This window comes from Streptomyces sp. NPDC090045, from assembly GCF_044747975.1.
In the GTDB taxonomy this organism is placed as follows: domain Bacteria; phylum Actinomycetota; class Actinomycetes; order Streptomycetales; family Streptomycetaceae; genus Streptomyces.
Genome location: NZ_JBIVFA010000026.1, coordinates 1 through 14,725 on the forward strand (window position 1 = coordinate 1; position 14,725 = coordinate 14,725).

A 14,725-nucleotide genomic window follows, 5' to 3' on the forward strand; every position below is an offset into this window, starting at 1 on the left:
GCGGGTGGCGCCCGCGTCGAGGGCGGCGGTGATCAGTTCGCCGACGCCGCGGGTGGTGGTGCGGCCGGGGTCGCGGGCGGTGCGGGGAACCAGGGCGAGGCCCGCGACGGCGGCCATCTCCACCACCGCCGAGGAGTCGGGGAGCAGGGCGAGGTGGGTCGGCACCGGGGTGCCCATAGGACCGGTGGCGGTGCGCGGCAGGAGCCGGCCGCCCGCCGCCTCGGCCAGGGCCTCGGCGGTGGCCGCGCCGCCCGCGCCCCGCGGGGTGAGGTGGGCCACGGCGGGGGGGCCCCCCCCGCGGCCCGTCCCGAGCCTGCACGCACATCCGCTCCTCACCCCGGAGATGTCCACCGTGACCAGTACCGCCACCCTCCCGCCGGCCGGCGCCGGCGCCCCTGCGACCCGTAGGCCGGGGGAGGTCGACAACCGTGCGGCCTACGCCGGCTTCGCACTCGCCTACGTCCTGGGCCACGGCGCCGCCGCAGCCTCCCACGGTGACACCCCGCTGCTCGGCCTCCCCGGCTGGCTGCCCGTGACGCTCCTCGGGACCGGGCTCACGACCGGCATCGTCCTGGCCACCCTGGCCGCGGTGCGGGCCCAGCGCGGGGCCACCGCGCCGGAGCTCCTCTCCGGCCGGCTGCTCGCCGCCGCCTGGATCGCGGCCTTCACCGCCCTGGCCCTCGCCATCACCGGCCTGACATCCGTCCTCGGCGCACCGGAACTCCAGTCCGTCCTGTGGCCCGCCGGATCCGGCATCGTCGTCGGCCTGCTCTACCTCGCCGAAGGAGCCGTACGCCGCAACGTGCTGCACTACGGCCTCGGTGTCTGGCTCGCCCTGACCTCCGCCGCGGCGCTCTCGCTCGACGCCCCCGGCCTGTACGGGGTCCTCGCCGTCGCAGGCGGCGGCGCCTACACCCTCGCCACCGCGCTCGAACACCGCCGCCTGCGCTCCCTCGCAGGACCCTCGCAGCACTGACGGCCCCTGCGGCCCCAAGACCGCGTAGCAGGGGCGGGGGTTCATGCGGCCCAGGGACGTCCGGCGCTCAGGGGGAGGACCGCTCCGGTGCGGATGGATTGGATGACCGCGTCGTGCAGGGCGCGGCTCGCCTCCTCGCTGGGGCACGGGACGGGGCTTCCGGCCAGGGGGAGCCAGTCGGACGCCCCGCTGTACTGCACCGTGACGTGCGCCATCCCGTCGACCTCGGTCCAGGTGGTGTGAACGTCGAGCTCACCCGTGAGGACGTGGCCCTTCTCGCCGGTCTCCACCCCGTCCCGGCCGGCGAAGACCCCGCGCGTGGTCCATGATGCCCAGCTCATCCGGCCTCCCTGCGGTACTCGTCGCCCTGCCAGTGTGAACGCGCCGGCCCTCCCGCGCCCCTCAGGCCGCAGGACCGTCCGGCCGCACCCCTCTGACCTGCCCAAACCTGAGGCCGGTCGCGGCCTGTGCCGCATGCCTGCCCGATCCCGACCGGCGTCCATGAAGCCCACAGCCGCCCCCCGGGAGGCCCTGCGGCCCGGCGAAGACCAGCGGCCCGCCGATGCCGCCGGCCCCGGCCAGGCCCCGGCCCCGGCCCGGCGCCGAGGGCGGCGAAGAAGACGCCGGGAGGCGCCGGGAAGGCGTTCGCCCTCCTCCCGCCCGAGCCGGCGCCCCACGGACCACACCACCTGTGACGGCTGGTCATCAGCCGCTCACCGGAGCGCCGTTGTCAGTGCCGACGGATACGTTCGAGGTGTTGCAAGGGCGTTTCCCGACAGGAGGACGATGACCGAGAGCAGTGTTCAGCCCACGCTGAGGGTGGTGCTGACGGACGTGAACGAGCGCGTGGTGGAGGCGTGGCGGGCGGCGTTCGCGGACACCCCCGGCATCGAGATCCGCAGGGGCTCGATCCTCGAAGAGGACGTCGACGCCTGGGTCACCCCGACGAACTCCCGGGGCCGGATGGACGGCGGGGTCGACGCCGCCATCAAGCGCCACCTCGGATCCGGCATCCAGCTGCGCGTGCAGCGCGCGATCCGCGACCGGTTCGCCGGAGCCCTCCCGGTGGGCAGCGCGGTCTGCGTCCCCTCGGGGGCCGCCACCCCCCGGTACCTGATATCGACGCCGACCATGGTGCAGTCCTCGCAGAACGTGAGTGCCACGCTGAACGTGGCGCTGGCCTGCGCCGCCGCCTTCCAGGCCGTTCACCGCCAGAACCGGCGGGTACCGGGCAGCATCCGCTCCGTGGCGCTGGTCGGGATGGGCGCGCAGACCGGCCGGGTCCCGGCCAGGGTGTGCGCCAACCTCATGTGGACCGGCTACACGCTCTTCCACGACCACTGGTTCGAGGACGACGACGAGCTGCGCACCACGATCATCACGCAGCTGAACGGCATCGAGAACGCCCCCGCCGAGGAGCGCGTACGCATCGTGCCGCCGAAGGCCGCCGAACCCGTCCCCGCCGGCCATCCGGCCGGCCACGCCCATCCCGCCACGACGACCGAGAGCCCTTCCCCCATGACCGATGCGATCAACGGCGCGGCGCCGGCCCAGCCCGACGCGCACGACCCCCTGGCCCTGACCGAACTCTTCGACGGCGGCGGCGAGCCCTGGCTTCCGCTCCTGAAGCCGGTCATCGAGGCGCAGCCGGACGCCGCCCACTTCATCGGGAAGGGCCGCAGCCCCGAGGTCGTCCCGGTCCGCGAACTGACCTTCCAGGCCCTCAAGCCCAACCCGCCGCACAAGTGGAAGGTCGTCGCCTTCGGCCAGAACCCCTACCCGCGGCCGGAGAGCGCGACCGGCATAGCCATGTTCGACAACACCTTCAGCGACTGGAAGGACAGCCAGTTCGGCAGGGTCGTCAGCATCCGCTGCATCATCAAGGCGGCGGCCATGTGGAAGTACGGCATCGCCAAGAAGACACCCATCGCCGACGTCCGCGCCCTGCTGAAGGAACGGGACACCGTCCAGCCGCCGGAATGGTTCCAGGCGATGCTCACCCAGGGCGTGCTGCTGCTGAACGCCTCACTCACCGCCAGCGGCGACGCGGCGATGGGCGCCGACCGGCACACGGCGTTCTGGCGGCCCGTCGCCGAACGGATCGTCGAGGAGATCCTCAAGGCCAAGCAGGACGCCGCCGAGGAGGACCGCGGGATCGTGTTCGCCTGGTGGGGGGCGCACGCCCGCAGCCTGAAGCGGATCGTCCTGCGACTCCAGGAGAAGTACCCGGACGTCGAGGTCCGCCACATCGACCACGCCAACCCGGCGGCGCAGGGCGACATCTTCTGCGAGGGCGACCACTTCGCCCTGGTGAACGAGGCTCTCGCGTCACTGGGCGCCGACACCATCGACTGGCTGCCGAGCAAGGGGTGGAACGAGGCCGCGGCCGGCGCGGACGGGGCTGTCGCGGCACGCATGGGCGCCTTCATCGAGTCGACCATGAACCTGCACCAGCTGTACCTGGAGCGCCTCACCAGCGTCAAGGACGAGGGCCTGGTCCTCCCCGCGATCACCGGCGTCTTCGCCACCCCGCTGATGGACTTCCAGGACGCCGTCGCACCGGTCGCCGCGACGCTGTCCGGGCTCGCCGGACACATCGACCGCTCACGCGACTTCGGCAAGCGGCGGGCGGACGAGACGCCCACCGGCCTGTCCGCCGACGAGATCTCCGCACTCCACCTCTACACCTGCGAGTCCGCCTTCTACCGCGAGATCAACGCCGTCCTGCGCTCCCCGGACCGCACCAGGGTCACCCCCTACCTGCCGTACCTGCGGCTGCTGTTCTCGGCGGTCTCAGGACTGCCCGCACACACCAAGCCGCTGTGGCGCGGTGTGTCGCTGGACCTGCGGGCGCAGTACCCGGTGGGCCGGACGGTCACCTGGTGGGGCGTCTCCTCGTGCACCTCCGAGCTGAACGTGGCCCGCTCCTTCCTGGGCAGCCGCGGCAAGCGGACGCTCTTCGAGGTGACGCCCGCCCAGGCGGTCGGGATCAGGAGCTTCTCCGCCTTCACCGGCGAGGAGGAGTACATCCTCACACCCGGCACGCAGCTCAAGGTGACCGACGTGAAGAGCGAGCGCAGCGGGCTGTACACGGTCAAGCTGACCGAAGTCGACGCCGCCCCCGTGGTGTCCTGACCACCACCTCAGGGCGCTCACCGACCCGGCGCAGTGGCCGGCCGCGACCCGGCCGGCTACTCAGGGACAGGCGAGTACCTGCGCCCATGCCGCGGTCACGGCGCCGGGCCTACCGTGGGCGCCATGAACACCGACCAGCCGGCCTTCACCGACCTGCTCGACCATGCGCCAGGCGGACACGAGACCGGCATCGCATCCCTCGCGCTGGGTGCCGGCGCCTTCCTGGCGCTCGGCACCCTGCCGGCCCTGCCGTACTTCGTCCTTCTCGCCCTGCCCCTCGGTATCGCCGCCGTCGCCTGCGGCGTCCGCGCGCTGCGCCGCGGCGCGGCCGCACCGTCCGGGCGGATCGCCTCCGTCACGGGGATCGCACTGGGCTCGCTGGGAGTCCTGGGCTGGGCGGCCCTGATGGTCCTGTGGTACCTGGTGGACCAGGCCGTGAGCCACTGACCGAACGGGGTGCGCTCCCGGGACCTCCGGTCACCTCGCGCCGCGCCGGGCGGCGCCCGCCTCCCACTCGCGGCCGATGGAGCGGATCAGCGCCGGGTACACCCCGAGGTACCGGAAGGGCTTGATGGCGGCCATGTAGAGGGAGCCGAGCAGTCCGTTCGGCTTCACCAGGACGGTCATCTGGCCGCGGTAGCCGCCGGTCCCGTCCGGCACCCAGCCGATGTGCATCACCGCCTGCACGGTCTTGTTGGCCATCTCGGCGGCCCACTCGTCCTCCCGCTGGTAGAGCGAGGTGAACGGGGACGAGCCGAGGTCGGGGCCCCGGGGACCGTCGCGAAGGTCCGCCGGCAACCGGTCAAGCAGGCCGGGCCGCAGGCCACCGGTGCCGGAATCCGGCTTGTCCCAGCCGAGCAGCGCTCCGAGCTTCCAGCGGACGGCGAAGAGCACCCGGGAGACGAAACCGTCTCCCTCCACCCCCTCCTCGAGGCTCTCGGCGAACTGGCGCACCAGCAGCGCGAGGTCGTCGGGGCCGCCGGGGGTGGGCAGCGCCCACACGTCCTCGACCGTGAAGTCGCCGGCGATCTCGTGGATCCGCCACGGGCGGTCGGTGTGGTCGGTTCGGGGAAGTCGCATGGTCGAACCCCTGTCTATACGGTGGCGTATAGATCGAGTGTAGGCACATCTATACGCCCTCGTATACTCGGCAGGACGTGAGGAGGCACACACGATGGGCGTAACCCGCACACCCCGCGAAAAGTGGATCGAGGAAGGCCTGCGGGCACTCGTCGCCGGCGGCCCCGAAGCCGTCCGGATCGAGGCGCTGGCCCAGGCGCTCGGCGTCAGCAAGGGCGGCTTCTACGGCTACTTCCGCAACCGGGACGCACTGCTCACCGAGATGCTCGACACCTGGGAGTACGAGGTCGCCGAAAGCGTCATCGAACAGGTGGAGAGCGGCGGGGGAGAGGGCAGGGCCAGACTGAAGCGGCTGTTCGACATCGTCGACGACAGCACCGACGGGCCGGTACGGGGCGTCACCGCCGACATCGCGATCCGTGACTGGGCCCGCCGCGACACGGCCGTCGCCGAGCGCCTGCGCCGCGTCGACAACCGCCGCATGGACTACCTGCGCTCCCTGTTCTCCTCCTTCTGCCCCGACGAGGAGGAGGTCGAGGTCCGCTGCCTGCTCGCCGTCTCGGTCCGCATCGGCAACCACTTCAACGCCGCCGACAACGGCAGGCGCAGCCGCGCAGAAGTGATGGAGCTGATCGGCCGGCGGCTGCTGGAGTAGCGCGCCGGGCTCCGGGGCGGCGGGCCGGGAGGGGGGCGTGGGGTGCCCGACCGGAGCATCGCACCAGGTCAGAGCGGGTGTGGCAGCCGGGTCGTAAGCGTGGCGCCGTCGGTGTGGGGGGCCTGTCACGCGCCTGTGACAGTCGGCGGACAGTGTCGTGAAGTCCGGGAGTCAGTCTTTTAGCAGAAGGACAAAGCAGACATTTCGGCACTGTTCTTCGAATCCCCCCACCCCCCTTTACTGGAGTAATTCTCATGGCTCGCACTTCTCGGAAGCAGCGTTGTTCGATGTTCGCCGTCTCGGCCGTCTCGGCCGTGATGGTCGGGGGAGGCGTGCTGCTGCCCACCAGTGCCTTCGCTGCGCCGGCCGCGCCGCAGGTCGGTGAGGCGGCCACGCTGGTCGCCGGTCATGTCGACCATGCGAAGAGCGGTCATGAGAGCAAGGGCAAGAAGGACAGCCGGGGCCACAAGGGCAAGAAGCACGGCAAGAAGGACCAGGGCAAGGGCAAGAAGCACGGCAAGATCAAGGACGTCAAGAACATGCCGGGCTGCAAGTTCTACCAGGGCACCGTGTACTGCGAGCACAAGCCCGAAAAGCCCGCCCCGACCACAGAAACCCCGACCACGGAAACCCCCAAGACGGAGACCCCGACCACCGAGACGGAAACCCCCAAGACGGAGACCCCGACCACCGAGACGGAAACCCCCAAGACGGAGACTCCGACCACGGAGACGGAAACCCCCAAGACGGAGACTCCGACCACGGAGACGGAAACCCCGGCTCAGGAGACGGAGACCCCGGCTCAGGAGACGGAGACCCCGGCCATGGAGACCGGTGAGGCCCCTGCGGAAGCAGGCCCGGGCGCTGCCGGCTGAAGCGGGGACCCCGCGACGTAGCCCCCCGTACCGGTACCGGTTCACACGGTGAAGCCGTGAGGCAGTCGATCAGCCCCTGGGACCCTTCGGTCCCAGGGGCTTCGGCATGCCGTCGGGCCGGCCCGTGCGTCAGAAGGAGACGTCGATGTAGTCGATGTCGGTGAGTTCGACTTCGAGCTGGTCGGCGCGCGTGCCACCGTCCTTGAAGTAGATCTCCTGGAGGCCTTCGGCGACGATCGCGCGCAGTTCCCGGTCGGCGGCGCCCTGCTGCCGGGCGTCGAACAGGCGCTGTGCGTAGGCGGGTGGGAGATGGACGGTGAGGCGGCGCATGCGGCCGTCGTCGGTGGTGCCGATGGGTGCGGTGTACCCGAACCGGGCGCGGGTCTCGACCGTGATCCCGGTGGCGGTGGCTGCCTGCCGGCGCCGGCGTCCGCGGACCCTGGGCTGCCAGCGGGCGCGTACCGCGGCGTCGATCCGGTCGGCGATCGCCTTCGGAGGGCTCTTGCGTTCGCCCGTGCGGTAGCGCTCCACCGACCGCTGGCTGACCCCGAGCTCGGCCGCGACGGCCCTGGTCGTCTTCAGCCTGCCCATCAGGAAGTTGATGCGGGCCTTCAGGCCCTTGGGCGGCTGGCGGGTGAACGCCTCCCGGTCCGCGCGCTCCAGGGCGGCGTCGATGTCCCCCACCGTTCTACTCCCCTTCGTCCAGGACGGCGTCGCCACCCTTGATGTGACGGGCCGGGTTGAGGCCCTTCTCCATCAGGTCCACCGCCCACGCCATCTCCTGTACGCCTTCCACCTTGGCCGCGCCCGGGGTGGGCCCGAGCCGGAAGGAGCCGGGCAGCGGCTTCCCGGAGGTGGTGTAGGGCAGGAAGTCGAGCGGGGAGGGCCCGGGGCTGGCGTAGACGACGCAGTCGGAGAGCACGCCGAGCGGGTACCGGCCCGTCGCCTTCGCGACGTTGGCCATCTTGCGGTGCATGTTGACCCGCGCCTTGGAGATGACCGCGGCCCGGATGTCGGGGCGCCAGGTCGGGCGGTCCAGCGCCGGCCACCGCTCGCCGTCACGGTAGTGCCGCCCCTGCGGGCGCTCGCGGAGCTTGCCGACCCCGCCCTTGACGGTCGCCTTGACCGCGGCGAGCACGGCCGCCAGACCAGGGTCGGCCTGCTTGTGCTGCTCCATCGCGGCGAGGAACTGCCGGTCGTCCAGCTCGGCACTCACACCCAGGTCGGCGAGCGTGTCCACGTAGGCGCTCTTGAGGCGGTCGTGCCACGGGTCCAGGTAGGCGCCGGTCTCCCTGCGCAGGTACGCCTCCACCGGCCGCACCTCGTAGCCGAGTTCCTGGGCGTAGGCGAGGGTGTGCGTCTGGTACCAGGCCGGCCCGGTCGGTCGCCGCCCGCTCGGGGTGAACGGCGAAGGCAGCCGCGGGTCCAGCTCGATCCCGGACAGGTCCACCAGCCAGGACCCGGGGATCTTCTTGTTGAACTTCGGCGCGTGGAAGTGGTCGGGGCCGGACAGGCCGACGACCAGGCGCGCGGAGGCGGCGAGGAACGCGGTGTTGATGTCCAGCCCGACCGCGTACGGGAGCAGGCACTCCTCATCCGACAGCAGGTCCACCTCGCGCACCCACTGGTACGCCTCCTCGTCGAGGAAGCCACCGGTCCAGCCGCGGGCGACGGGGTGTTCGGCGGTGGCCTCCGGCGGCGCCGGATCCATCGGCTCGGCGCCGAGACTGCCCGGGTTGTAGCCGGACTCCCATACGCCCCGGTCGTTCTCGACGGCGCGGGTCGGCGGGCGCAGCGCGGTCATCAGCTCCAGCCCGGAGACGGCGGTCGAGCCGCGCGGGGTCAGCACCCGGGCCGCGTACGTACCCAGGACGCGGGCGATGCCGGCCGGCTCCATGGCGGTGACGCCGGGCCAGGACCGCTCGTCGAGGGCGTCCCAGGACAGGACCGCGAGCTGCACGCACTGGCGCTGCCCGGCCGCGGCGGGCCGGTAGATCCGCGGCCACGGCCCGAAGCCGCGCTGCGTCAACTTCCACTTCGCCTTCGCGAGCTGCCTGACGACGGGGTGGTCGTCGGGCAGCCGCAGATTCCGGCGGGCCTCCGGCCCCTCCAGCCGCTCGGGCAGTCCCAGCTTCACGGCGGCCGCCTCGGTCAGGACGACCAGCGGGTCCGAGTCCTTCCCGTTGCGGTTCAGCTGCGCGGCGCCGAGCCCGGACTCCTTCAGCATCCACTCCACCAGCTGCGCAACGGTGGTGGCCGGGCAGTCCAGCACGATGCCGTCCACGCCGTACGCGGTGCCGTCGCCGTCCAGGACCGCGAGCGGGCCGTGCGGGAACCTCGGGTCGACGGGCGCCTGCGGGGCGGCTTTCCGCACCGGGCGGCGCGACGTCGCCGCGGGCCTGGCCGCGGGCGTCGGCTCCGGCTCAGGCTCCGGCTCCGCGACGGTGGCCGCGACGGCCCGGGCCGGGGCCGGCCGGGTGGTGCCGGTGAAGGTCTGCGGCGCCGGTACCGGCGCCGCCACGGTCGCCGGGTACCGCTCGGCCCAGCCCTCCAGCAGCCGCAGGTACGCCTGCAGGCGCGGCGGCCTCGGCTCGGAGCGGCCGTTCTCCCAGTTCTTCACCGTCTGAGGCGTCGACTTCAGCGCCTGGGCCAGCTTCGCCTGTGAGACGCCGGCGGCCTCCCGCAGCCGGGCCCGCTCCGCCGGCGCCGGCAACGCCGGCTCGCCCTCCAGCAGCGCGTCCACCGCCTCGAACAGCTCTTCCTGACTCGGCATCACTGCACCTCCACCCCCCGACGCTAGCAGAATTTAGCCTTGAATTTGCCTCCGAATTTAACCTCTACGGATGAATCTGATGCGATGCGATGCGGGGCGCTGGGCCGCGGCGTGACCCCGTAGGCCGGCCCGCGGGGATCAGGCGGGCCGGGCTGCGCCCGCCCACACGGTAGGCCTGCGCTCCGCCCAGGGCGCGGCCTTCTCCAGTTGCGCGGCGAGCCGGAACAGCACGTCCTCGCGGCCGTAGCCCGCGGCGAACTGGACACCGATCGGCAGGCCGGTGGCCGGGTCGGACGCGAGCGGCACCGACATCGCGGGCGTGCCGGCCACGTTGAAGGCGGCGGTGAACGGCGAGCGGTGGAACAGGTGCTCCAGCCAGCCCAGCCCGTCCACGTGCTCCGCGCCCCGCCCGTAGGTGCCCAGGGGCACCGGCACCTCGGGCAGGGTGGGCGTCAGGAGCAGGTCCTGGGCCTCGAAATGGGCGCCGATCGAGCGGGCGACCCGGTTGCGTACGTCGAGGGCGTGCACGAACTCCGCGCCGCTCACCTTGAGCCCCCACGCGTAGCTCGCGAGCATCTCGGGCTCGACGGTGGACTCGTCCACGGGGCGGCCGGACGCCCCGGCGAGGCCGTCGATCCACCTCACCAGGTTCGCGGACCACAGGCGGGCGTTGGCGAGGACGAACTCCTCCCAGCTCACGCCGAGATCCACGACGGTGACGTCGACCCGGTGGCCGAGTGATTCCAGCAGCCGGCCGGCAGCCAGGGTGGCCTCGCGCACGGCCGGTTCCACCACGCGCCCGCTCCAGGGGGTGGTGAGCAGGCCGATGCGCAGGCGGCCGGGTTCCCTGGTGATCTCTTCGCCGTACGGGCGGCGGGGGCGCTCGGCGAAGTAGGGGTCGCCGGTCTCCGGGCCCTGGATCAGGTCGAGAAGGGCGGCGCTGTCCCGCACGGTCCGGCTGAGCCCGCCGTGCACCGCGAGGCCGTTGAAGACCTCGTCGGCGTCCGGCCCCAGGGAGATGCGGCCGCGGGTGGGCTTGAGCCCGAACAGCCCGGTGCTCGCGGCCGGCACCCGGATCGATCCGGCCGCATCGGTGGCGTGCGCGAGGGGGGTGATGCCGGCGGCGACGGCCGCGGCCGACCCGCCGCTGGAGCCACCCGCCGTCCGGGTGGGATCCCAGGGGTTGCGGGTGGCTCCGTACAGGACCGGCTCCGTGGTGGTGCTGTAGGCGAATTCGGGCGTGGCCGTGCGGCCCAGCGTCACCAGACCGGCCCGGCGCAGCCGCCGCATCAGGAAGGAGTCCTGCGCTGCCACGTTGCCGGCGGCGAGGCGACTGCCCCACTCGACGCGCTTGCCGGCCATGGACACGGCCAGGTCCTTGATGAGGAACGGCACGCCCGCGAGCGGGGTGCTGCCCGGGACCGGGTCGTCCTCGGCGGGCCAGCTCTCCACGACGGCGTTGATCCGCGGATTCACGGCCGCCATCGCGGCCCGGGCCGCGCTGGCGAGCTCCGCCGCGCTCACCTCGCCCCGCGCCACGAGCCCGGCCAGTCCCACGGCGTCGTACTGGGTGTATTCGTGCAGCTCCACGACGTTCCACCTGTGTTTCCGATCGGTCCCATGTGATACCGAGCGGTATCGTTTGGGGGTGGTCGGTAACGTAACATGGCCCGAAAGACCCCGGCCAACACGAGACCCCGGCCAACGCGAGACAGCGGCCCACACGACCGAAGCGAGGCACACCATGACGAGCAGCCCCCCGAGGCCGGGCCGGGACTCGCGGGTCGCCCGCCTCCCCCCGCGCGAGCGCATCCTCGACGCGGCCGAGGAACTCTTCCTCCGCGAGGGCGTCAGGGCCGTCGGAGTCCAGGCCATCGCCGAGCAGGCGAAGACCACGAAGATGGCCCTCTACCGCCACTTCGCCACCAAGGACGCGCTGATCGAGGAGTGGCTGAGGATCGTCGCGGCGGGGTACGCGACCGCCTTCGACCACGTGGAAGCCGAGCATCCGCACGACGGCCGGGCCCAAGTCCTCGGTGTGGCACGCTTCATCGCCGAAGGGCTGCCGGACATCGCCCGAAGGGGCTGTCCCTTCGTCAACTCCATCGCCGGCCTGCCCGACCCCGGCCACCCGGCCCGTCGCCTGATCGAGAACCACAAGGCCGATCAGCGGCGCCGCCTCACGGCCATGTGCGAGCGGGCCGGCGCGCACGTGCCCGATGACGTCTCCGCGGAGATCACCTTCCTCCTGGAAGGCGCCCAGATCAGCGCGCAGAACGGCAGCGTCGACCGCGCGGGAGACAGGCTCGTGGCCGCGGTCTCGGCAACCCTGGACAGAGGGACGGCGGTCCGGGAGCGATAAGCCGCACAGGCGCGGGGGAGACGCGGGATCCCGGGGGCGGGGGCGGTGGCGGTCTGGTCAGAAGCGGAACACGCCGAGGTCCCGCACCGTGTCGGCCAGCGCTCGGACGAGGTCGTTCTCGGCTTCGGCCCGCCAGACCAGAGCGAAGCGCATGGTCGCCATGTCGGGCAGGGGAAGCCACCGGATGTTCGACATGCCCCAGTACCTGGTGACATGGCCGGGGAAAGCGTGGATGATCTCGCCCATGCCGACGTGGCTGATCAGCTCATCGGCGTTGTCCGCTGCCGCCGACGCGATGCGCTCGATCGGCCGGCCCCGCGGGGTGTGGAAGGGCAGGTAGCTGTCCTCCCAGTAGTCCGGCAGGCCGTGGGCCGTGCCGTGCGGGAAGTCGGCCAGCAGCTCCAGTGGCACCGAGTCCCGTTCCGCGAGCCGGTGGTCGGAGGCCACGGCGAGGATCCGCGAGTCGGTGCACAGGACCGGCCCGACGGTGAAGTCCGGTTCCTCCACCGGCAGCCAGGCGACGATGACGTCCATGGCACCGCTGCGGAGTTGGCCGAACACATCGGTGAAGGTCGCCTGGCGGATCTGGAGCCCCCACTGCGGGTACCGTGCGCGGAACGCCTTCCAATAAGGGTGCAGATCGGCGACGTTGAAGGGCATCAGGCTGACGCGCAGCTGCGCGGTGATGCCGCGGGCCGCCAACTGGGCCCGCTCCAGGGATTCGTGCAGACCCGCGTAGACCGGCTGCAGATCGTCGCGGAACTGGCGGCCGACCTCCGTCAGGCGCACCGAACGGCTGGTGCGGGTGAACAGCTCGGCGCCGATGCGCCGTTCCTGCTTCTTGATGGCCTGGCTGACCCGCGCCTGGGAGACGTGCAGCCGCTGTGCGGCCCGGCCGAAGTGCAACTCCTCGGCCAGCACCAGGAAGATCTCGATGTCCCGCAGCTCCACCGGCCCCCCGGCCCTTCGTCGATAACCCAGCGGTTATCGAACCGCGCACAAGTGTTCCTTGATCTTACGCACGAACCACAAGATCGTTTAAGGCATGCAGTCACGTGCACGAAACCCCCACTCCCGGCCGGCCGCCGGGCACCCCGGAACGTCTCCGAACCGCCCATGAGCGACGCCGTCGACCTGGCCGTGACGTACGCGATGCATGACGCCCTGCGCCGCGAACTGGCCCATCTGGACCGGATCTCCACCGCCGCGGACCGTGACCCGCGGCAGGTGCTGGCCACCGCTGCCGGCTGGACCCTGTTCAAGAAGGCCCTCCACGCCCACCACACGGCCGAGGACGACGCACTGTGGCCGCCGCTGCGTCAGAACCTGGCCGGCCGCCCGAAGGACCTGGCGCTGCTGGAGGTCATGGAGGTCGAACACGCCGCCATCACCCCGGTGATCCGGGCCATCGACGCCGCGCTCACCGACCCCGACCCCGGCTCGCTGCGGCTGGGCCAGCTCACCGACGCACTCACCCGCGGCCTGGCCGGCCACCTCAAGCACGAGGAGGACGCGGCGCACCCCCTCGTCCGGCGGGCGCTGACGGCCGAACAGTGGGACCACTTCAGCCGGATCCAGGACCAGTACATCCACCGGGACGCACCGCTGCTGCTGCCCTGGCTGCTGGACGGCGCCGACGAACCGACCGCGCACAGGCTCCTCGCCCGGCTGCCCGCACCCGCCTACGCCGCCTGCACCGCCCACTGGATCCCGGCATACGCCGCCCTCGACCGCTGGAGCCCGGCCACCCCGGCCTGACGTACCCTCACCAGCCTCCGCCCCGACGGCCCGCCGCCCCCTCGACCGACGCGAGCACCCCTCACGACCACCCCGCACACGACCGCCCCGACCACGAAAGCCACCACCTTGCCCACACCCGTCGACATCACTGCGCTCCAGCGCGTCTCGACCGCCGAGGCCGCCGCCTGGCATCGGATCGTCGCGGCCTCGATGGCCCACGACCTGCCCGCAGTACCCACCCCCGACCCCGCCCAGATCCACGCCCAGCTCACCCAGCCCCCTCTGGGCAGCCGCCGCCTGACCTGGCTGGCCACCACAGCGGACGGAGTCCCCCTCGGCGTCGCCGCCCTGCGGCTGTTCACCTCCCCGGGCCAGGACCACCTGTCCGAACTGGAACTGCACGTCGACCCCGCACACCGGCGCCTGGGAGCCGGCTCCCTCCTCCTGTCCGCGGCCGTGGCGGCCTGCCGCACCGAGAACCGGCGCAGCCTCATCGCAGCCGCCGCCCCCGGCAGCCCCGGCGAAGCCTTCAGCCAACAGCGGGGCTTCCGACCGGCACTCACCCTCGATCACCTCCTCCTGCGCCTCGACGAACCATCCGGGCCCGACCTGCCACGGATCACCGGCACCGCGCCCAGCGGCTACCGGCCGGCCCACTGGACCGGCACCGTTCCCGACGCACTCGCCGACGCCTTCGCCTCGGCCAAGAACGCGATGAACGACATGCCCGTCGGCGACCTCGACTACGGCAGCATCACCTGGAACGCCGACCGCGTCCGCGCCATGGCCAAGGTGATCGCCGACCGCGGCGACACCCTGCTCACCACCGCGGCAGTCCACGACGACGGCACCATGGCCGGCTACACCGAGATCCTGCTTCCCCAGGGCCGCGGGCCGCGCGCCCAGCAGTACGACACGGCCGTCGTGCCCGCGCACCGCGGCCACGGCCTCGGCCTGTGGATCAAGGCCGCCATGGTGCGGCGCCTGCGTACCGGGCACCCCGACGTCGTCGAGATCGAAACGGACAACGCCGACGACAACGTCCACATGCTGGCCGTCAACCACCAACTGGGATTCCGCTCCTACCGGCGCACCCGCGAGTTCCAGCTCGACCTGCCCACGACCTGAC

General features: G+C 72.2%; 14 protein-coding genes and 1 pseudogene. 8 read left to right on the forward strand and 7 right to left on the reverse strand.

The window, feature by feature from the left end; translation table 11 throughout:
* Positions 1 to 288: pseudogene (locus tag ACIPYQ_RS39210) on the reverse strand (glycerate kinase); the annotation flags it as partial.
* 64 nt (positions 289 to 352) lie between these two features.
* Between ACIPYQ_RS39210 and ACIPYQ_RS39215 the strand changes: the two are divergent.
* Positions 353 to 976 (forward strand): ABC transporter permease, encoded by a 624-nt coding sequence (locus ACIPYQ_RS39215; RefSeq protein ID WP_401259252.1) that lies wholly within the window; start codon positions 353 to 355, stop codon positions 974 to 976.
* Positions 977 to 1,017: 41 nt separating this feature from the next.
* On the opposite strand, the gene ACIPYQ_RS39220 is transcribed toward ACIPYQ_RS39215, so the two are convergent.
* Positions 1,018 to 1,317, reverse strand: a complete 300-nt coding sequence (locus tag ACIPYQ_RS39220; protein ID WP_362240481.1) for a hypothetical protein — start codon at positions 1,315 to 1,317, stop codon at positions 1,018 to 1,020.
* A 445-nt stretch (positions 1,318 to 1,762) separates the two neighbouring features.
* On the opposite strand from ACIPYQ_RS39220, the gene ACIPYQ_RS39225 reads away from it, so the two are divergent.
* Complete coding sequence (locus tag ACIPYQ_RS39225) at positions 1,763 to 4,111, forward strand: ADP-ribosyltransferase domain-containing protein (RefSeq protein WP_401259253.1); 2,349 nt, start codon at positions 1,763 to 1,765, stop codon at positions 4,109 to 4,111.
* Positions 4,112 to 4,234: 123 nt separating this feature from the next.
* The gene (locus ACIPYQ_RS39230; protein ID WP_401259255.1) at positions 4,235 to 4,558 is read left to right on the forward strand and encodes a hypothetical protein; all 324 of its coding nucleotides are present in this window, start codon (positions 4,235 to 4,237) and stop codon (positions 4,556 to 4,558) included.
* A 30-nt stretch (positions 4,559 to 4,588) separates the two neighbouring features.
* Here the strand turns inward: ACIPYQ_RS39230 and ACIPYQ_RS39235 are convergent, their stop codons facing one another.
* Positions 4,589 to 5,191, reverse strand: coding sequence for a DUF2867 domain-containing protein (locus ACIPYQ_RS39235; RefSeq protein ID WP_401259257.1), 603 nt, complete (start codon positions 5,189 to 5,191; stop codon positions 4,589 to 4,591).
* Positions 5,192 to 5,285: 94 nt separating this feature from the next.
* On the opposite strand from ACIPYQ_RS39235, the gene ACIPYQ_RS39240 reads away from it, so the two are divergent.
* Complete coding sequence (locus ACIPYQ_RS39240; RefSeq protein WP_401259259.1) at positions 5,286 to 5,846, forward strand: TetR/AcrR family transcriptional regulator; 561 nt, start codon at positions 5,286 to 5,288, stop codon at positions 5,844 to 5,846.
* A 254-nt stretch (positions 5,847 to 6,100) separates the two neighbouring features.
* A complete protein-coding gene (locus ACIPYQ_RS39245) occupies positions 6,101 to 6,721 on the forward strand; it encodes a hypothetical protein (protein ID WP_401259261.1) in 621 nt (206 codons plus the stop codon).
* Positions 6,722 to 6,850: 129 nt separating this feature from the next.
* On the opposite strand, the gene tpg is transcribed toward ACIPYQ_RS39245, so the two are convergent.
* The 3 genes from tpg to ACIPYQ_RS39260 form a co-directional block, all read right to left on the reverse strand.
* Positions 6,851 to 7,405, reverse strand: coding sequence for a telomere-protecting terminal protein Tpg (tpg, locus tag ACIPYQ_RS39250; RefSeq protein ID WP_401259263.1), 555 nt, complete (start codon positions 7,403 to 7,405; stop codon positions 6,851 to 6,853).
* A gap of 4 nt (positions 7,406 to 7,409) precedes the next feature.
* Positions 7,410 to 9,494, reverse strand: coding sequence for a telomere-associated protein Tap (tap, locus tag ACIPYQ_RS39255; protein ID WP_401259264.1), 2,085 nt, complete (start codon positions 9,492 to 9,494; stop codon positions 7,410 to 7,412).
* 138 nt (positions 9,495 to 9,632) lie between these two features.
* Entirely contained in the window at positions 9,633 to 11,084 is a 1,452-nt protein-coding gene (locus ACIPYQ_RS39260; protein WP_401259266.1) for an amidase, read from the reverse strand.
* A 154-nt stretch (positions 11,085 to 11,238) separates the two neighbouring features.
* On the opposite strand from ACIPYQ_RS39260, the gene ACIPYQ_RS39265 reads away from it, so the two are divergent.
* Positions 11,239 to 11,856, forward strand: coding sequence for a helix-turn-helix domain-containing protein (locus ACIPYQ_RS39265; protein ID WP_361766738.1), 618 nt, complete (start codon positions 11,239 to 11,241; stop codon positions 11,854 to 11,856).
* A 57-nt stretch (positions 11,857 to 11,913) separates the two neighbouring features.
* On the opposite strand, the gene ACIPYQ_RS39270 is transcribed toward ACIPYQ_RS39265, so the two are convergent.
* Positions 11,914 to 12,807 (reverse strand): LysR substrate-binding domain-containing protein, encoded by an 894-nt coding sequence (locus ACIPYQ_RS39270; RefSeq protein WP_401259267.1) that lies wholly within the window; start codon positions 12,805 to 12,807, stop codon positions 11,914 to 11,916.
* Between the two features lie 165 nt (positions 12,808 to 12,972).
* Here ACIPYQ_RS39270 and ACIPYQ_RS39275 point away from each other — a divergent pair, with 165 nt between their 5' ends.
* Together ACIPYQ_RS39275 and ACIPYQ_RS39280 are read left to right on the forward strand one after the other, a co-directional pair.
* A complete protein-coding gene (locus ACIPYQ_RS39275; protein ID WP_401259269.1) occupies positions 12,973 to 13,614 on the forward strand; it encodes a hemerythrin domain-containing protein in 642 nt (213 codons plus the stop codon).
* A 108-nt stretch (positions 13,615 to 13,722) separates the two neighbouring features.
* On the forward strand, positions 13,723 to 14,724 hold the full coding sequence (locus tag ACIPYQ_RS39280) for a GNAT family N-acetyltransferase (RefSeq protein ID WP_401259271.1): 1,002 nt from the start codon (positions 13,723 to 13,725) through the stop codon (positions 14,722 to 14,724).
* Position 14,725 lies beyond the last annotated feature (1 nt).